Here is an 18,175-nt window from a genome sequence, read left to right as displayed (position 1 = left end):
TCCTTTGTCGTTACAGGTTGATGTATCAGTGTTCGTCGCCGGCGTAGGGGTCGGGATGACCCAGCTCTGCAAGCAACGTTCGTTCCAGCGCTTCCATTTCTTCGGCTTCGTCATCTTCTATATGGTCGTAACCCAATAGATGCAAGCAGCCGTGAATCACCAGATGGGCCCAATGGGCCCCGGACGTCTTGTCTTGTTCCGCCGCTTCACGTTCCACCACCGGGACGCAGATCACCAGATCGCCCAGCAGCGGGATGTCGAGCAGTTCGTCGGGAACATCGGCGGGGAACGACAGCACGTTGGTGGCGTAGTCTTTCTGTCGCCAGGTGTGGTTCAGTTCACGGCCTTCGGCTTCGTCCACCAGGCGGATCGTCAGCTCGGAATCGGCGCTGCGCTGGCGCAGGGCCAGTTCGCACCATTGGCGGAACTTGGCTTCGCTGGGGGCGGCGTGTTCACAGGCCACTTGCAGGTCGAGTTCAAGCATTGCGGCCATTGCCTTTGCTTTCGGCCAACTCTTCCTCGGCGCGATGCTCGAAACGCTCGTAGGCTTCGACAATGCGCTGCACCAGCGGGTGGCGCACGACGTCCTTGGGCATGAAATGCGTGAAGCTGATGCCCGGCACGTCCTTGAGCACCTGGATCACGTGGTTCAGGCCGGACTTGGTGCCCCGGGGCAGGTCGACCTGGGTGATGTCCCCGGTGATGACGGCGGTGGAGCCGAAGCCGATCCGGGTCAGGAACATTTTCATCTGCTCGACCGTGGTGTTCTGGCTTTCGTCGAGGATGATGAAGCTGTTGTTCAGGGTCCGGCCGCGCATGTAGGCCAGCGGCGCGACCTCGATGACCTGGCGCTCGATCAGCTTGGCGACGTATTCGAAGCCGAGCATTTCATACAGCGCGTCATAGAGCGGGCGCAGGTACGGGTCGATCTTCTGGGCCAGGTCGCCGGGCAGGAAGCCGAGTTTTTCACCCGCTTCGACCGCCGGTCGCACCAGCAGGATGCGCCGCACCTGTTCGCGTTCCAGCGCATCGACGGCGCAGGCCACGGCCAGGTAGGTCTTGCCGGTACCGGCCGGGCCGATGCCGAAGTTGATGTCGTTGCCGAGGATTTCCTTCACGTAGCGCTGCTGATTCAAGCCGCGCGGGCGAATCATGCCTTTTTTCGTGCGCAGGGCCACGGCAGGTTCCGACGGGGCAGGGTTGTCGAGTTCTTCGACAGCCGATTCCTGGAGGAACAGGTGGACCGTATCCGGCGACAGCTCGCTCCCCTTGGTTTCCCGGTAGAGGCGGCGCAGCAGGTTTTCCGCGGAGGTGGTGTGCTTGGGTTCGCCGATCAGTTCGAACTGGTTTCCGCGGTTGCGGATCTCGATGGCCAGGCGCTGTTCGATCAAGCGCAGATGCTCGTCGAATTGCCCGCACAGATTGGCGAAGCGGCGAGCCTCAAAGGGCTCGAGAATAAAGCGATGTGGTTCGATGGGTGCGTTCAAGGTCGTTTTTAGCCGCCCAGGGGCAATTAAGGTGAAATCAAGGATAACGCCAGTAGGCTGGGTGCGAAAGCTCTTAAACAGGCGAATCTGATGACAGGGTTTGGCACGGCCACTGTGGGAGCGAGCTTGCTCGCGATGGGGGTCTCACATTCAACCTGGGAATTGACTGTGATACCGCTATCGCGAGCAAGCTCGCTCCCACAGGAAGTGCGCGGTCACTGAATGAGCGAACCACGCAGCGAGTGCGGTTGCGCGGCGTCGATGTGCACGTCGGCGAACTGGCCGATCAGGGCCGGGGTGTCGCAGCGGAAGTTGACGATGCGGTTGTTTTCGGTGCGTCCTTGCAGCTCGCCCGGGTCTTTTTTCGAATAATCGGTCACCAGAATCCGCTGGACGGAGCCGACCATTTGTCGGCTGATCTCGAAACCTTGCTGGTTGAGGCGGTGTTGCAAGGCGTTGAGCCGTTCTTTTTTCAGTTCTTCCGGGGTTTCGTCCGCCAAGTCGGCCGCCGGGGTGCCAGGGCGTTGGCTGTAGACGAAGGAATAGGAAAAGTCGAAGCCCACGTCTTCGATCAGCTTCATGGTTTGCTGGAAATCCTTCTCGGTTTCGCCGGGGAAGCCGACGATAAAGTCCGAGCTGATGCAGATACCTGGCACGGCGGCGCGCAACTTGCGCAGTTTGGATTTGTACTCCAGCGCCGTGTGGTTGCGCTTCATGGCCGCGAGGATCCGGTCGGAACCCGATTGCACCGGCAGGTGCAGGTGCTTGACCAGTTCGGGAACCTCGGCGTGGGCCTGGATCAGGCTGTCGGAGAACTCCAGCGGGTGGGAGGTGGTGTAGCGGATGCGATCGATGCCGTCCACCGCCGCCACGACGCGGATCAGTTCGGCGAGGTCCGCCAGGCGCCCGTCATGGGTCAGGCCGCGATAGCCGTTGACGTTCTGCCCCAGCAGGGTCACTTCGCGCACGCCGTTTTCCGCCAGGTGGATGATCTCGGCGATCACGTCGTCGAACGGCCGGCTGACTTCTTCGCCGCGGGTATAAGGCACCACGCAGAACGTGCAGTACTTGCTGCAACCTTCCATCACCGACACGTAGGCACTGGGGCCGTCGATGCGCGGTTCGGGCAGGTGGTCGAATTTTTCGATTTCCGGGAACGAGACGTCCACTTGCGGCAGCTTGGTGCTGCGGGCGGCGTCGATCATCTCCGGCAGGCGGTGCAGGGTCTGCGGGCCGAAGACCACGTCCACGTAGGGCGCGCGATCACGAATGGCCGCGCCTTCCTGGCTGGCCACGCAACCGCCCACGGCGATGACCATCTCCGGGTTGGCCAGCTTCAGTTCACGCCAGCGGCCGAGCTGGGAATACACCCGGTCCTGGGCACGTTCGCGGATAGAGCAGGTGTTGAGCAGGATCACGTCCGCGTCTTCGGCGCGAGCGGTGACTTCCAGGGCCTGGTGTTCGCCCAGCAGATCGACCATGCGCGAGCTGTCGTACTCGTTCATCTGGCAACCGTGGGTTTCGATGTAAAGCTTCTTGGCCATGGACGGGGTCATCACGTGATTCAAAGAACCGCGCATTATAGAGAACAAGTCCCTGGGTTCCCACCGCTGTGCGAACAGTGGCTATGCTATAGTTCGCGCCCTCATTTTTACCCGCCGATGTGTTTCGCCAGCCATGACCAAACGTGAAGCTCCAATCTACAAGGTGATTTTCCTCAACCAGGGCCAGGTGTTCGAAATGTACGCCAAGCAGATCTATCAAAGTGATCTGTGGGGCTTCCTGGAAGTGGAAGAGTTCGTCTTTGGCGAGCGCACGCAAGTGGTCGTCGACCCGAGCGAGGAAAAGCTCAAGGCGCAGTTCGAAGGCGTGGTGCGCAGCTTCGTGCCGATGCACTCGATCGTGCGCATCGACGAAGTCGAACGCCTGGGCACCCCGAAAATCAGCGAAGCCCGCGGCGCGGTCGGCAATGTGATGCCGTTTCCGATGCCGATGCCTGAGAAGTAAGCCTCAAGACCGGGTTGCCGCTCATCGCGAGCAAGCTCGCTCCCACAATGGGTTCTCTGTGAACACAAGACTTGTGTACGCCAGCGATCCAGTGTGGGAGCGAGCTTGCTCGCGATGAGGCCATCAAGGCCTGCGCAATAATCAGGGCAACGGCGAAAAAGGCGTACGCCCATCGGCGTTCTGCAATTCCATCAGGTATTTGCGAAAGATCTGGCCCAGCACCTGGGTCGCCACTTCCAATTCATCGCGAGGCATCTGCTCGGCGACTTCGTCGGCGGTGTCCAGGGCTTCTTCGGCGCCGTTGACCGCGGCCATCTTCAGCACGATGTAGGCCTGGACGTTGTTGGCCGGCACGCCTTCGCCATGGAAGAACATGCCGCCGAGCTTGAATTGCGCCTGGGCATGGCCTTGCAGCGAGGCTTTTTCGAAGTAGTTGAGGGCTTGCTTGAGGTCGCGGGGTGCCGACTTGCCTTCATAGTAGAACTCGCCCAACTCGTATTGCGCTTGTGCATCACCCGCGTCCGCCGCTTTTTGACAGGCGTCGAGTGCCGGTGCGAGATCTTGTGGCTGGGTGTTGAGCGTGCAACGGCCCAGCGCCGGGATCAACAACGAGTTGCCGCCTGCCTGTGCATTCGCCAGCAGCGGCTGAAGGAGCAACAGGCAGCCCAAGGCAAGGGTGCGGCCGGTGCGGTTCATGGGAATCGACTTACCTCTGAGGGGCGCGCGGACCCTCCGGGGGATCCAATAAGCGCGCATTATGAAATAAGCGGGGCCATCCTTACAAAGTCTTTACTCGTTTTTCTGCTGCGAGGGAATGCTAATAGCAGCTTCGGGCATAAATACGTAGGAAAAGGGCGGGGGGTTGTCAGCAATCACTGACGCCGGCTTCAGCCAGCGTCAGTTATCCACAGGCTTACTTCAGTGCCGCGAAGGCCCGTTCGGCCGCGTCGAGGGTAATCTTCAGCTCGGTCTCGCCATGGGCGATGGAGGTGAAGCCGGCTTCGAACGCACTCGGGGCCAGGTACACGCCGCCGTCGAGCATCAGGTGGAAGAAACGCTTGAACCGATCGGCATCGCTGGCCATGACGTCTTCGAAGGTGACGATGTCATCGGCGCCGCTGAAATACAGGCCGAACATGCCGCCGGCCTGGGTGGTCACGAAGGGGATGCCGGCCGCATCGGCGCGGATCTGCAAGCCGTCGAGCAGGCGGGTGGTGTAGTCGGTCAGTTCGGCGTGGAAGCCCGGGCGGCTGATCAGGCGTAGCGTGGTCAGGCCGGCGGCCATGGCCAACGGGTTGCCCGACAGCGTACCCGCCTGGTAGACCGGGCCCAGCGGCGCGATGCATTCCATGATCTTGCGCTTGCCGCCGAAGCAGCCCACCGGCATGCCGCCGCCGATGATCTTGCCGAAGGTGCTAAGGTCCGGCGTGACGCCGTAATGGGCCTGGGCGCCGCCGAGGGCCACGCGAAAGCCAGTCATCACTTCGTCGAAGATCAACACCACGCCATGCTGGTCGCACAGGCTGCGCAAGCCTTCGAGGAAACCCGGCGCCGGTGGTACGCAGTTCATGTTGCCGGCCACCGGCTCGACGATGATGCACGCCACTTCCTGGCCGACTTCGCCGAGCATCTTCTCGACTTCTTCGAGGTCGTTGAACGGCAGGGTCAGGGTGTGCTTGGCGAAGGCTGCGGGTACGCCGGCCGAACTCGGCACGCCTTGGGTCAGTGCGCCGGAGCCGGCCTTGACCAGCAGGCTGTCGGAATGGCCGTGGTAGCAACCTTCGAACTTGATGATGCTGTCGCGACCGGTGTAGCCCCGCGCCAGGCGGATTGCGCTCATGGTCGCCTCGGTGCCGGAGCTGACCATGCGCACCATTTCCATCGACGGCACGATCGAGCAGACCAGGTCGGCCATCTCGGTTTCCATCGCGGTCGGGGCGCCGTAGGACAGGCCGTGGACCAATTGCTTGCGCACCGCATCCAGCACGTCCGGATGGCTGTGGCCGAGGATCATCGGGCCCCAGGAGCCGACGTAGTCGACATAGCGCTTGTCGTCTTCGTCAGTGACGTACGCGCCTTCGGCGTGCTTGAAGAACAGCGGGGTGCCGCCGACGCTCTTGAACGCACGAACAGGCGAGTTCACGCCGCCGGGGATGTGTTTCTGGGCGTTGGCAAACAGGGTTTCGGAACGGGACATGGTTGGGCTCTCGAAAACGAAAAATGGACTATTTGATCTGCAGCAGCGCGTTGAAGGCGCGGGCACGGCGCGTCACTTCAGTGGTGCTGTCGGCGCCGAACAGGCCGTGGACCACCGTCAGCAGGTCGACCCCGTGGGCCACCAGCGGGGCGGCGTTCTCCAGGGTGATGCCGCCAATGGCGCAGACCGGGATATGCAGTTTGATGTGCGCCTGTTCGAGCAGTTCAAGGTTTGCGCTGGGGGCGCCGGGCTTGGTGTTGGAGTTGAAGAAGCGCCCGAACGCGACATAGGTGGCGCCTTCGCTGGCGGCCTGTTCGGCCAGTGCCAGGCTGGCGTGGCAGGTGGCGCCGACGATTGCCTTGTGCCCGAGCAATGCCCGTACCGGCGCCAACGGGCCGTCGGTCTGCCCCAGGTGCACGCCGACGCCCAGGCGTGCGGCGAGCTCGGCGTCGTCGTTGATGATCAACTGGGTCTTGTAGCGTTCGCACAGGTTACGCAGGGCTTCGGCTTCCCGCAGGCGGCGGGCCTCGTCGCTGCTTTTGTCGCGGTATTGCAGCAGGGTCACGCCACCTTCCAGCGCCGCTTCTACATAAGCGAGGAACTTGCCGGCCAGCAATTGGCTATCGGTGATGGCGTAAAGGCCACGTAATTTCATTCCACAGGCCTCCGGTGCTACGAGCAGAAATCCAGCGGCAGGCGACGCGGGACGAACTGGCCTTTGCCCAGTTGTTCGGCATCGCGCAAGGTGCGCCAGGTGTAGTCCAGCGCTGTCTTGACGGCGCTGGCGAGCTGTTCGCCCTGGGCCAGCCGACCGGCGAGGGCGCTGGCCAGGGTGCAGCCGGAACCGTGATAGCTGCCAGGCAAGCGCTGGCAGGTAAAGGTTTCGCGGCGGCCATCGCGGCTGTACAGGCGATTATGGACTTCATGTTCGTCGCCATGACCACCGGTGATCAACAGGTGTTTGACGAAGGGCAGCAGTTTTTCCGCGCACTCGTCGGCGCTGCCTTCGGGCAGTTCGGCGAGGATGCGTGCTTCAGGCAGGTTGGGGGTGGCGATGATCGCCAGGGGCAACAGGCGTTCGCGCATGGCGTAGCCGACCTCATCCTTGCCCAGGCGCCCACCACCGCCGGCGCGCAGCACCGGGTCGCAGACCATCGGCAGATGCGGGTGCGCCTGGAGCAGTTCGACCACCGTGTCGACCATTTCCAGTGAGCCGAGCATTCCCAGCTTGACTGCTGCCACTTGGGCATCGTTGAGCACGGCATTGGCTTGCGCCAGCACCCACTCACGGTCGAGCACACGGAAATCGCTGACGTTGACGGTGTCTTGCACGGTCAATGCGGTAACGGCCGGGGCGGCGTGACAACCCTGGGCGAGCAGGGCTTCGATATCTGCCTGCAAGCCGGCGCCACCACTGGGATCATGGCCGGAGAGACAGAGGACAACGGGGCGAGAGCTGTAGATATTCATGGTGCGCGAGCTTACCACCAAACCTGTTTTATCGGTGCCCGGACGCTAAGGGTTTTGTACTGAGCTGTTTGCTGGTGAATGCTTTTGTGGCGAGGGAGCTTGCTCCCGCTGGACCGGGCTGGCGCTCCAGTGCGCAGCGCTCCCAAAAACCGGGGCCGCTTCGCAGCCCAGCGGGAGCAAGCTCCCTCGCCACATTGATCCGTCAGTTATCGACCTGACCAATGCAACAGCTCTATCTCAATGCTTTGCTCTGAAACGCCCGTTCTAGAGCCCTCTGTCGGAAAAATTTCAATGGTGCAAATTGGCCATCAGCGGCTATGCTAGAGATGGATCCAACACATAACAGGTAATGCCGGTTTTACGTCTACTCAGGGAATGGGGGGCTTCCTGACTCAACCGGACAGGCCACGCTGGGGCTTAAATGCGCTATTTGCTGATGTTGCTGCTGTGCTTGCCCTCGCTGGCAAGCGCCCTCGAATTCGATGAATTCACCCAAAGCCTGCCCTTGGGCCATGCCCTGCAAGTATTCGAAGACGCGGCCGGCACGGCCACTATTGACGATATCCTGGCCCAGCCCGCGGCGGGTGCTTTCAAGCCCCACGATAAAACCACGCTGAACGCCGGTTACTCACGGTCAGCCTTCTGGCTGAAAATCGACCTGCATTATCGCCCCGCCAATCCGGACGCCCAGCGCACCTGGCTGCTGGAGCTGGCGTACCCGCCGCTGGACCACCTCGATCTGTACCTGCCCGACGCGGCGGGAGCCTATCGCCTGGTTCGCCAGACCGGTGACGCGTTGCCATTCGCCAATCGCGAAATCCGCCAGAACAATTACTTGTTCAGCCTGGCGTTCAAGCCCGAGCAGCGGCAGACCGTCTACCTGCGCCTGCAAAGCCAGGGTTCGATCCAGGCGCCGTTGACGCTGTGGTCGAGCACCGCGTACCTCGAGCAACAGCCGGTGCGCCTGTATGTGCTGGGCATCATCTATGGCGTGCTGCTGGGGATGCTGGTGTACAACCTGTTCATCTACCTGAGCGTGCGCGATACCAGCTACCTCTATTACATCTTCTATATCGCCTCGTTCGGCCTGTACCAGTTGTCGGTCAACGGCGCCGCCGTCGAGTACTTCTGGCCGGACAACCCCTGGTGGGCCAACGCAGCGACACCGTTCTTCATCGGTTGCGCGGGGCTGTTCGGCAGCCAGTTCGCCCGCAGCTTCCTGCAAACCGCCCAGCATGGCCGCTGGATGGATCGCTTGCTGCTCGCATTGATCGCCTACAGCGCCGTGGTGGTCGGCCTGTCGCTGATGACCAGCTATGCCCTGGCGCTGCGCCTGGCCACGGCGTTGGCGCTGGTGTTCACGGTGGGAATCTTCGCCGCCGGGCTGTTCGCCTGGTGGCGTGGCCTGCGGGTGGCGCGTTATTTCATCATTGCCTGGTCGGCGTTTCTGCTGGGAGGCATCATCAATACCTTGATGGTGCTGGGCTACCTGCCGAACGTCTTCCTGACCATGTACGCCAGCCAGATCGGCTCGGCCATCGAAGTGGCGCTGTTGTCCCTGGCCCTGGCCGATCGCATCAATGCCATGCGCGAACAGCAGGCCCAGACCCTGTTGGACGCCGGGCAGAAGCTCGAAGTGCTCAACCAGCAACTGGCCCACGGCAATAAGCTCAAGGATGAATTCCTCGCCACCTTGACCCACGAACTGCGCACGCCGATGAATGGCGTGATCGGCTCCCTGGAGTTGATGGAAACCGTCGAGATGGACGAGGAACTGACCCAATACCAACAGACCGCCGCCGGTTCGGCGCGGGACATGATGCGCATGGTCAACGGCATGCTCACCCTCACCGAGTTGCAGGCCGGCAAGCTCAAGGTCTATCCGGCGCCGTTCAGCCTGCGCGGGGTGGTCGATGCGCTGCAGTTGCAGTTTGGCGCCAATGCCGCGGCCAAGGGCCTGGATTTCAAGGTCGACGTAGCCCCGGGCCTGGCGGACCGCTTGCTCGGCGACAGCGGCAAACTGGCTCAAAGCCTGGAATGCCTGTTGGACAATGCCATCAAGTTCACCCGGGTGGGCGGCCTGGCCCTGCGCGTCAGCGGCCGGCCGACGGAGTTTGGTCGGGTGGTGTTGTCCTTTGCCGTCATCGATACCGGAATCGGTTTTACCGACCTGGGGGAAGCGACCTTGTACCAGCGCTTCTTCCAGCTCGACGGCTCGATGACCCGGGAATACGGCGGTCTCGGCGTGGGCCTGGCGATCTGTCGGCAATTGGTGGAACTGCTGGGCGGACGCCTGACCCACACGTCCGAGCCCGGTCGCGGCAGCCGTTTCCAGTTGGACGTGGAATTTGACGTCGCCCTGCCGGCGGCGGTCCCGACGCCGTTTTCCTTCGGGGGCCGCCAGGACTCGCGCCAGCCTCAGGATTGCACGGTGCTGCTGGCGGATGACAACAACATCGATCAGTTGGTCATGCGCGGCATGTTGCTCAAGCTGGGTTATCGGGTGCGCACCGCCGACAGCGGTCGCGCCGCGCTGGAGCTGCTGCACGGCGAGCGCTTCGATGCGGTACTGCTCGATTGCCAATTGCCGCCATTGGACGGTGTGTCGGTTTGCTGCCAGATCCGCGCTTTGTCCGGCTGTGAAGAGCTACCTGTGCTGGTGGTCAGCCCGAACCTGGGCCAGGCGTGCTGCCCGTCGGGCGCGTTGATCGATTACCTGAGCAAACCGGTGAAATTCGAGGCATTGCAGGCGACGCTCCAGCGTCGGGTACTGTGCCCAAGGCAGGGCGAAAGCGCCGATATTTAGGCGTATATGACACTTTGTTCGGCCTGGAGGCGGTGCTTAACTGAATCCCTGCCGATCGAGGAGCCCTGTCATGAACCTGCATCAGTTCGCTGAAACCCACGACGTCACCAATCAGCCGCCGTCCCTGGATGGCGCCAACCTGTACCGCATCGATCTGCCGCTGCAACAGTGGTCGCAGCGCTTTGGCGCCGGTTGGGCGCAGGCACGGATCGATGCCTATGGGGCGCTGGCCGGCGGGCCGTTGATGGAAGCAGGCTTCCTCGCCAACCAGAACAAGCCGGTGTTCTCCAGCCATGACCGTTATGGCCATCGCATCGACCTGGTGGAATTCCATCCCGCTTATCACCAGTTGATGCGCACCGCCATTGAACATGGCCTGCCCAGTTTGCCCTGGGCCCAGCCACAGCCCGGTGCGCATGTCGCCCGCGCCTCGATGACCTACCTGCACAGCCAGGCCGAAGCCGGCACCGGTTGCCCGCTGACCATGACGTTTGCCAGCGTGCCGGCGCTGCGCTTGCAGCCGGACCTGGCCGAGCGTTGGATGCCGAAGGTGCTGACCACCGAGTACGACCCGCGCAACGTCGGCATGGCCCACAAGGCCGGGGTGACCCTGGGCATGGCGATGACCGAAAAACAGGGCGGCACCGATGTGCGCGCCAACACCACCAAGGCCTATCCGGTGGGCGCCAGCGGCCCGGGCCAGGCCTATGAACTGGTGGGCCACAAATGGTTCTGTTCGGCGCCCATGTGCGATGCCTTCCTCACCTTGGCCCAGACCGACAAGGGCCTGACCTGTTTCCTGCTGCCGCGCCATCGCCCCGACGACACGCGCAATCAGTTCTACATCCAGCGCTTGAAGAACAAACTGGGTAACTGTTCCAACGCCTCCAGCGAAGTCGAGTTCCGTGGCGCCCTGGCCTGGATGGTCGGTGAGGAGGGCCGAGGTGTGCCGACGATTATCGAGATGGTCGCCATGACCCGCTTCGATTGCATGGTCGGTTCCAGCGCGCTGATGCGCCAGGCGTTGACCCAGGCCAGTCATCACTGCGCGCACCGCAAGGTCGGTGGCAAGCTGTTGAGCGAACAGCCGCTGATGCAGAACGTCCTGGCGGACCTGGCGCTGGAAAGCGAGTCCGCCCTGGCCCTGAGCCTGCGCATGGGTCGGGCGCTGGACCACTTGAACGACGAGCACGAAGCCAAGTTCGCCCGGCTGGTGACGGCGGTGGGCAAGTACTGGATCTGCAAGCGCGCCCCCGCGATGATCAACGAAGCCGCCGAATGCATGGGCGGCGCCGGCTACGTCGAAGACAGCATCCTGCCGCGCCTGTACCGGGAGGCACCGGTCAACTCGACGTGGGAGGGTTCCGGCAATGTGCAGTGCCTCGATGTGTTGCGCGCCTTGTCCAAGGAACCCGGTGTATTGGAGGTCTTGTTCAATGAGTTGGGCGACGGCCACGGCGACAAGCGCCTGGCCCGCCATATCGACCAATTGCACGTCGCGTTCAAGGACACCGACGACATCCAGTACCGCGCCCGACAATTGACCGAAGACATCGCCGTGGGCCTGCAAGCCAAGCTGTTGCTCGAAGCGGGCAATAGCGAGGTCAGCGATGCGTTCATCGCCAGCCGCCTGGGTTCGACCGGCCGGGTGTACGGTGCCTTGCCGAGGGGCTTGAATGTCGAGGCCATCGTCGCCCGCTCGACCCCGCACGGCTTCTAGAAACATCCCATCGAATCCTGTGGGAGCGAGCTTGCTCGCGATGGCGTCGGCCCATTCAGCATGTGTGGTGGCTGATACACCGCTATCGCGAGCAAGCTCGCTCCCACAGTGGCCCTGAGCTGTACGCAACATCTGAGTACACCACCGAATCCTGTGGGAGCGAGCTGTACGCAACATCTGAGTACACCACCGAACCTTGTGGGAGCGAGCTTGCTCGCGATGGCGTCGGCCCATTCAGCATCTGTAGTGACGGATACACTGCTTTCGCGAGCAGGCTCGCTCCCACAGTGGCCCTGAGTCGTACGCAACATCTAAGTACGCCACTGTTCCCGTCGGGCGACGATGCAGGCAAGATGAAGACCTGCAAGTCAGAACACAGGAAGCTGATCGTGACCGAAGCGTTTATTGTCGTTCAAACCGCCGAACAAGCCGTGGATCGTCTGGCGGCCCTGCACGAGCGTGCGACCACCGCGCTGAACCAGGCGCTGATGCGGTATCTCAAGGACCGCGTCGAGCCGGATGCCGAGCAGCGTGCATTGTTTCGTTATCCCGCCCTGCGCCTGACCTATCACTGCCACGGTGAAGTCCCGCAAACCACGCGTGCCTATGCCAAGGTCCAGTTGCCCGGCACCTACAGCGTCACCGTCACTCATCCCGCCGCGTTCCGTAAATACCTGCTGGAACAGCTGGTCCCGCTGATGCACGACTTCACCGTCACCGTGGAAGTGGGGGTCAGCGAGCAGAACATTCCGTACCCGTACGTGGTGGAGCAAGGCGATGAGTTGGCCGGCTCCGGCGTGACCGCCGCCGTGCTGGCGCGGGTATTCCCCAGCACCGACCTGTCGGCCGCCACCGATGGCATCGCCGACGGCCTCTATGATTGGGAAAACACCGACCCGCTGCCCCTGGCGCTGTTCGACGCCGCGCGGGTGGACTTTTCCCTGCGTCGGCTGGTGCATTACACCGGCAGCGACTGGCGCCATGTGCAGCCGTGGATCCTGCTGACCAACTACCACCGCTACGTCGACCAGTTCATCGTCCATGGCCTGGAGCAGCTGCGCAGCGACCCGCGTTTCGTGCGCATGGTCCTGCCGGGTAACGTGATCATCGACAAGAACATGGAGCACAGCGAAGCATCGGCCATCGCTGCCGGCGTGGTCTGGCACCGCTACCAGATGCCGGCCTATCACTTGCAGGCCAGCGACGGCCATGGCGTGACGCTGGTAAACATCGGTGTCGGCCCGTCCAACGCCAAGAACATCACCGACCACCTGGCCGTCCTGCGCCCGCATTGCTGGCTGATGATCGGCCATTGCGGCGGGCTGCGGCAGTCCCAGACCATTGGCGACTACGTGCTGGCCCACGCCTACATGCGCCGCGACGGGATCCTCGACCGGGTGGTGCCGCCGAATATTCCGATTCCAGCCCTGGCCGAAGTGCAGATGGCGCTTCAACAGGCCGCGGCGAACATCACTGGCGAGAAGGGCGACGAGCTGAAAAAACGCCTGCGCACCGGCACCGTGCTGACCTACGACGACCGCAACTGGGAACTGCGCTGGGCCCAGGAACGGCCGCTGATCAACCTGTCCCGCGCCGTGGCGGTGGACATGGAAAGCGGCACCATCGCTGCCCAGGGTTATCGCCTGCGGGTGCCCTATGGCACGTTGCTGTGCGTCTCGGACAAACCGTTGCACAGCGAGATCAAGCTGCCGGGCTCGGCCAACGCATTCTATGAGCGAGCGGTCAACCAGCACCTGAAGATCGGCATCGCGGCGTTGGACCTGCTGCGCACCGAACTCAACTCGTTGCACTCGCGCAAGCTGCGCAGCTTCGACGAGCCGCCGTTCCGCTGATGCCCCGTTGAAGGGGGATGGTGGTTATTTAACGGTCGGGCCACTAGCATGGTCGGCCCTGACCGTTAGATGTTGTATTTGCCATGCCCCGTCCTCCACGCCCTGCTTCCCGTCGCCCTGGCGCGAAGCCTGCAATCGCCGCACCGCGCCGTGTGGCCAAGGCTCCGCCGGCCGAACCGAAGCTGATCCTGTTCAACAAACCCTTCGATGTGCTGACGCAATTCAGCGACGGTGAGGGCCGGGCGACGCTCAAGGATTTTATCGACGTACCGGGCATCTACCCGGCTGGACGCCTGGATCGCGACAGCGAAGGCTTGCTGTTGCTGACTAACGATGGGCAGTTGCAGGCGCGTATTGCCGACCCCAAGCACAAATTGGCCAAGACCTATTGGGTGCAGGTCGAGGGTGAGCCGAGCGCTGAACAGTTGCAGCGTTTGCGTGATGGCGTGGAGTTGAACGACGGCATGACGTTGCCGGCCGAGGCGCGCCCATTGGACGAACCGCAATTGTGGCCACGCAACCCGCCGGTGCGTTTTCGTAAAAGCGTGCCGACGAGTTGGCTGGAGCTGGTGATCCGCGAAGGGCGCAATCGCCAAGTGCGGCGCATGACTGCCGCAGTAGGCTTGCCGACACTGCGCCTGGTGCGGGTCAGGATTGGCGACTGGACAATCGAAGGGCTCGACCAGGGCCAGTGGAAAGAGGTCCCGGCGCGCTTATAACGCGCCGGATTCGATCAGGCCGATCACCACGCTCTTGATGATGAACGCCGCCACGCCGAGGCCCAGCACGAAAAACAGGATGAACGAGCCAAAACGCCCGGCCTTGGACTTCTTCGCCAGGTCCCAGACGATGAAGCCCATGAAAATGATCAGGATGCTGACCAGGCCGGTCATCATCCACTCTTCGAAGACAGCAGGATCCATCAGGACACTCCGGCGTGGGCGGGATTGAAAAGGCGCGGCGAGTATAAGGCATGGGGGGCGGGTGGAGGATTGGCCTGCGGCGGTGTGTCGCAGCTATTCATCGCCTGGGCTGACGCTATAGCCCCCTGTGGGAGCGAGCTTGCTCGCGATGGCGGTAGCACATCCAACATCAATGCAAGCTGAACCACCGCTATCTCGAGCAAGCTCGCTCCCACAGGGATTTGCAGTAGACGCGTTTTCTGTGTGCACCCCGGAATCCAGGCGGGAGCAAGCTCCCTCGCCACAAAAGCGGTCAGCTACGCAGATGGGTCAACGGCAGTTCAGTGCTGTTAAGCACCTGGTTCAGCACAAAACTCGAACGCACGCTGGTAACGCCATCGATCCGGGTCAGGTGCCCCAGCAGCAGTTTCTGGTAATGATCCATGTCCGGCACGACGACCTTGAGTTGGTAGTCGGCGTCCATGCCGGTGACCAGGCTGCACTCCAGCACTTGTGGCAGGTTGCGGATGGCGGCTTCGAAGTTCTCGAAACGCTCGGGAGTGTGGCGGTCCATGCCGATCAGCACATAAGCCGTCAGGCTCAGGCCCAGCAGCTTGCGGTCGAGCAGGGCGACCTGGCGGGTGATGTAGCCGTCATCCTCCAATTGCTTGACCCGCCGTGAGCAGGGGGAGGGCGACAGGCCGATGCGTTCGGCCAGTTCCTGGTTGGAGATGCGCGCGTCACGTTGCAATTCCGCCAGAATGCTCAGGTCGTAACGGTCGAGTTTGCTCATCGGTCGGGCCTTTATCTTGATAATTGCGGAGGATTATCTATCCGGGGTTAAAAATTGCGCAAGTGATGTTTATTTCCGCAATCTTCGCAATCATCCGTCGGCACCCCAGGCTTATGCTTACCACCAAGATCACTGCTCGGACAAACAGTCCAGTGCAGCCCGCCCAATCAGGCCGGCTGCGGCCGCAGTACCCACCGGTACTGGCAGGCCCCCGAGCTGCATACCGTCCAGAAGACGGCGTGAGGTGAGCCGACGTCATAAGCGTCGCGCACGGACGAAATTCTCAAGGGGAGGCCGACGGGCCTCCCTTTTTTAATGCCTGCGAAATAAACCCCGTGGCTGATAATCTGTCGCAGAACCGGCCTGGGCTTTCTCAGTCTTATCATCAGGCCTTGAACCGTTGTGAGGAATTTCATGAAGTCGCGCATCTGGCGTTTGGCAGGTGTTGGTCTGTTGTGGGCAAGTGTCAGTGCGCAGGGAATGGCCGACGATCAGCAAAACCGAGGTGGTCCGGACGGTCGTGGCGGCAACGGCCAGGGTTACCCAGGCCAGCCACGGCCGCAGAGCAACGAGATCATTCGGGGCGACAACAGTCGTCAGTTCGAGGTCAAGCCGCAGAACCCAGGCGGACAGCACTACGATCGTCCACCCCAGGACCCTAACGTTCACGGGCGTCCGCCGCAGCCGCAGCCGCAACCCGGCAATAATCTGCCGATCCAGGGCCGGCCCGACAGCGTGACCCAGACCCGTGAACCGCAACCGGGCTATTACCGCGATATCCCACGGCGCAATGATGGTTATCCGAACGCAGGTCCGCGACCCGACCATGACGGCCGTCCCGATCAGCCTTGGCCCGGTCGACCGGGTGGGCATGGCAACGGTTGGGGCCCTGGGCCGCAATACCGTCCGGGTTATGTGATCGACCGTTTCCCGGATCGCAATTACCGTGTGCCCTATCGCGGCCAGGATTATTTCTACTCGGGCGGCTACTGGTATCGTCCGCAAGGGCCGCGTTATGTCGTGGTCGCGCCACCGCGGGGCATCCGTACCCGTTATTTGCCCGATTACGCCAGGGAAGTGTGGATCGGCAGCTCGCTGTTCTTCCTCGCTGCCGGCGCTTATTACATCTATGAATCCAACACCCAGGATTACGTCGTGGTCGATGCGCCGGCCGCCAACCCGCAGCCGCAACCCCAGGGCAATAGTTTCGATGTGGTGGCCTATCCCGCCAACGGCCAGCCGCCCGAACAGGTCAATCAGGATGGCTACGACTGTTATCGCTGGGCGGTGCAGCAGAGTGGTTTCGACCCGCGCAACTACACCTACCCACCGGCACCGGAAGTGGTGCAGACCTATCGCCAGGCCCAAGGCAGTTGCTTGAGCAGTCGAGGGTATCAGGTGATGTACTGAGTTCTGTTGGGAGGCAAGATGCCGCTCTTGTGGCGAGGGAGCTTGCTCCCGCTCGGTTGCGCAACGACCGCAAAATCTTGGGGCCGCTTCGCAGCCCAGCGGGAGCAAGCTCCCTCGCCACGAGTTCTGTGTTCGGTATCAGGCGCTGGCGCGCGTCACCACTTCCGACGGATCGGCATGCACCAGTACTTCGGCCTTGGGATAAGCGCGGTGGATCGCATCGGCGGCCTGGTCGCTGATGCCGTGGGCAACTGACAGGGTCAGTTCCCCCGGCAGCTCCAGGTGCAGCTGCACGAACCAGTGGTTGCCGGAGACCCGCGTACGCAGGTCATGGGCGCCGAGCACGCCGGGCACCGCGCAGGCCAGTTCCAGCATGCGTTGGCTGACGTCGGGCGGCAGTTCTTCATCCATCAGCACGGCGAAGCTTTCCCGGGCGATCTGGATGGCGCTCCACAGGATGTAAGCCGCGATCCCCAGGCCGAACCAGGCGTCGAGTTGATACCAGCCCAACCCGGCCAACACCAGCGCCACCAGGATGCTGCCGTTGAGCAACAGGTCCGAGCGATAGTGCAGCGAGTCGGCGCGCACGGCGTTGGAGCCGGTGGCGCGGATGACCCGATGCTGCAACGCCAACAGCGCCAAGGTCAGCACCAGGGAAAACACGATCACACCGACGCTGAGCCAGGGCGCGTCCACCGGCACCGGCTCCTTCAGGCGTTCGAAGGCCTGCAAGGCGATCAATACCGCGCTGCCGCCGATAAACAGCGCCTGGGCCATGCCCGCCAGGGATTCGGCCTTGCCGTGACCGTAGCGATGGTCATCGTCGGCGGGGCGCAAGGCGTAATGCACCGCCAGCAGATTGAGCAGCGAGGTGACGCCGTCCAGTGCCGAGTCGGTCAGGCCGGCGAGCATGCTCACCGAACCGCTGAGCCACCAGGCGAAGGCCTTGGCGACAATCAATGTCAGTGCCACGGCCACCGACGCCCGGGTGGCCAGGCGCAACAGGCGAGCGTGTTCGGTGCTGGTGGTCATGGCGCGGTCGTTCCTTCCGTCGCGTCGGTCATGCGGCCGGTTTGAGACCGAGGGCAGCCAGTTGTTGTGCGCTGCCCTTGTGTTGGATCAGGCGCGGATCGTCCAACGGAAAGCTGCGGCCCAGTTCGCGTTCCAGGATCGCCTGCAGTTTTTGGTTATTGACGGTGCCATCGGGGTTGATGGCCGGCTTGAGTTTCTCGGGCTCGATCTGGACGCTGCGGCCCGGTTCGAAATAAATGGCCCCGGTGGCAAAGTCCACGGCGAACGCGATCAGGCCGGGGATGATGTAGAACAGCAGGCCGACGGCATCGAGGGCGGCGATGGCCGGGTCGATCTTGCCGTCGATCTGGCCGCGACGGTCCGGGTAGAAGATCGAGCCGCAGGCGCTGATCTGGGTCAGCAGGGTGGCGACCAGGACGCCACCGATCACGCGAAAGGGAATACGCATAGCAATCTCCTGAACAGGTAGAGGCGTTGCTGGTTGGAGTCCAGACCACG

The 18,175-nt window shown here is 62.5% G+C and carries 17 protein-coding genes; 6 read left to right on the top strand and 11 right to left on the bottom strand.

The features are described 5' to 3' along the window. Positions 1 to 25: 25 nt before the first annotated feature. The 3 genes from ybeY to miaB form a co-directional block, all read right to left on the bottom strand. On the bottom strand, positions 26 to 484 hold the full coding sequence (gene ybeY / locus J3P85_RS25795; protein ID WP_434704018.1) for an rRNA maturation RNase YbeY: 459 nt from the start codon (positions 482 to 484) through the stop codon (positions 26 to 28). After that, positions 477 to 1,487, bottom strand: coding sequence for a PhoH family protein (locus J3P85_RS25790; protein ID WP_186706558.1), 1,011 nt, complete (start codon positions 1,485 to 1,487; stop codon positions 477 to 479). The genes ybeY and J3P85_RS25790 overlap by 8 nt, the downstream gene beginning before the upstream one ends. A gap of 215 nt (positions 1,488 to 1,702) precedes the next feature. Beyond that, positions 1,703 to 3,031 (bottom strand): tRNA (N6-isopentenyl adenosine(37)-C2)-methylthiotransferase MiaB, encoded by a 1,329-nt coding sequence (gene miaB / locus J3P85_RS25785; RefSeq protein ID WP_186706557.1) that lies wholly within the window; start codon positions 3,029 to 3,031, stop codon positions 1,703 to 1,705. 133 nt (positions 3,032 to 3,164) lie between these two features. Between miaB and J3P85_RS25780 the strand changes: the two genes are divergently transcribed. After that, positions 3,165 to 3,494, top strand: a complete 330-nt coding sequence (locus J3P85_RS25780; RefSeq protein ID WP_003185742.1) for a DUF1820 family protein — start codon at positions 3,165 to 3,167, stop codon at positions 3,492 to 3,494. Between the two features lie 141 nt (positions 3,495 to 3,635). Here J3P85_RS25780 and J3P85_RS25775 read toward each other — a convergent pair whose 3' ends face one another. From J3P85_RS25775 to J3P85_RS25760, 4 genes are all read right to left on the bottom strand, one after another. Beyond that, positions 3,636 to 4,190: a tetratricopeptide repeat protein gene (locus J3P85_RS25775; protein WP_411385709.1), complete on the bottom strand. Its 555-nt coding sequence runs from the start codon at positions 4,188 to 4,190 to the stop codon at positions 3,636 to 3,638. A gap of 217 nt (positions 4,191 to 4,407) precedes the next feature. Further along, entirely contained in the window at positions 4,408 to 5,691 is a 1,284-nt protein-coding gene (gene hemL, locus J3P85_RS25770) for a glutamate-1-semialdehyde 2,1-aminomutase (protein ID WP_186706555.1), read from the bottom strand. Between the two features lie 28 nt (positions 5,692 to 5,719). Then, positions 5,720 to 6,346 carry a thiamine phosphate synthase gene (gene thiE, locus J3P85_RS25765; RefSeq protein WP_434704017.1) on the bottom strand — a complete coding sequence of 209 codons (627 nt, stop codon included), beginning with the start codon at positions 6,344 to 6,346 and terminating at the stop codon, positions 5,720 to 5,722. 17 nt (positions 6,347 to 6,363) lie between these two features. Continuing rightward, on the bottom strand, positions 6,364 to 7,161 hold the full coding sequence (locus tag J3P85_RS25760) for a hydroxymethylpyrimidine/phosphomethylpyrimidine kinase (RefSeq protein WP_024616125.1): 798 nt from the start codon (positions 7,159 to 7,161) through the stop codon (positions 6,364 to 6,366). A 421-nt stretch (positions 7,162 to 7,582) separates the two neighbouring features. Between J3P85_RS25760 and J3P85_RS25755 the strand changes: the two genes are divergently transcribed. The 4 genes from J3P85_RS25755 to J3P85_RS25740 all read left to right on the top strand — a co-directional run bounded on the left by J3P85_RS25755 (position 7,583) and on the right by J3P85_RS25740 (position 14,259). Next, positions 7,583 to 9,967 (top strand): hybrid sensor histidine kinase/response regulator, encoded by a 2,385-nt coding sequence (locus J3P85_RS25755; RefSeq protein ID WP_434704016.1) that lies wholly within the window; start codon positions 7,583 to 7,585, stop codon positions 9,965 to 9,967. Between the two features lie 70 nt (positions 9,968 to 10,037). Next, positions 10,038 to 11,687 (top strand): acyl-CoA dehydrogenase family protein, encoded by a 1,650-nt coding sequence (locus tag J3P85_RS25750; RefSeq protein WP_434704015.1) that lies wholly within the window; start codon positions 10,038 to 10,040, stop codon positions 11,685 to 11,687. Between the two features lie 353 nt (positions 11,688 to 12,040). After that, positions 12,041 to 13,540 carry an AMP nucleosidase gene (gene amn, locus J3P85_RS25745; RefSeq protein ID WP_186706611.1) on the top strand — a complete coding sequence of 500 codons (1,500 nt, stop codon included), beginning with the start codon at positions 12,041 to 12,043 and terminating at the stop codon, positions 13,538 to 13,540. 152 nt (positions 13,541 to 13,692) lie between these two features. Then, positions 13,693 to 14,259: a pseudouridine synthase gene (locus tag J3P85_RS25740; protein WP_434706425.1), complete on the top strand. Its 567-nt coding sequence runs from the start codon at positions 13,693 to 13,695 to the stop codon at positions 14,257 to 14,259. Here J3P85_RS25740 and J3P85_RS25735 read toward each other — a convergent pair. Next, positions 14,254 to 14,463, bottom strand: coding sequence for a DUF2788 domain-containing protein (locus J3P85_RS25735; protein ID WP_003228500.1), 210 nt, complete (start codon positions 14,461 to 14,463; stop codon positions 14,254 to 14,256). The two genes, J3P85_RS25740 and J3P85_RS25735, sit on opposite strands and share 6 nt — an antisense overlap. Positions 14,464 to 14,755: 292 nt before the next feature. After that, complete coding sequence (locus tag J3P85_RS25730; RefSeq protein WP_003185723.1) at positions 14,756 to 15,235, bottom strand: Lrp/AsnC family transcriptional regulator; 480 nt, start codon at positions 15,233 to 15,235, stop codon at positions 14,756 to 14,758. Between the two features lie 414 nt (positions 15,236 to 15,649). Here J3P85_RS25730 and J3P85_RS25725 point away from each other — a divergent pair, with 414 nt between their 5' ends. Next, entirely contained in the window at positions 15,650 to 16,645 is a 996-nt protein-coding gene (locus J3P85_RS25725) for a DUF6515 family protein (RefSeq protein WP_434704014.1), read from the top strand. Positions 16,646 to 16,783: 138 nt separating this feature from the next. Here J3P85_RS25725 and J3P85_RS25720 read toward each other — a convergent pair whose 3' ends face one another. Together J3P85_RS25720 and J3P85_RS25715 are read right to left on the bottom strand one after the other, a co-directional pair. Further along, complete coding sequence (locus J3P85_RS25720) at positions 16,784 to 17,677, bottom strand: cation diffusion facilitator family transporter (protein WP_434704013.1); 894 nt, start codon at positions 17,675 to 17,677, stop codon at positions 16,784 to 16,786. Between the two features lie 28 nt (positions 17,678 to 17,705). Then, complete coding sequence (locus J3P85_RS25715; protein WP_053125612.1) at positions 17,706 to 18,125, bottom strand: hypothetical protein; 420 nt, start codon at positions 18,123 to 18,125, stop codon at positions 17,706 to 17,708. Positions 18,126 to 18,175 lie beyond the last annotated feature (50 nt).

This window comes from Pseudomonas sp. Z1-12 (assembly GCF_051132015.1).
Classification (GTDB): domain Bacteria; phylum Pseudomonadota; class Gammaproteobacteria; order Pseudomonadales; family Pseudomonadaceae; genus Aquipseudomonas; species Aquipseudomonas zanjanensis.
Note: the sequence above shows the minus strand (reverse complement) of the source record. Positions and strands in the feature narration are given on the sequence as shown.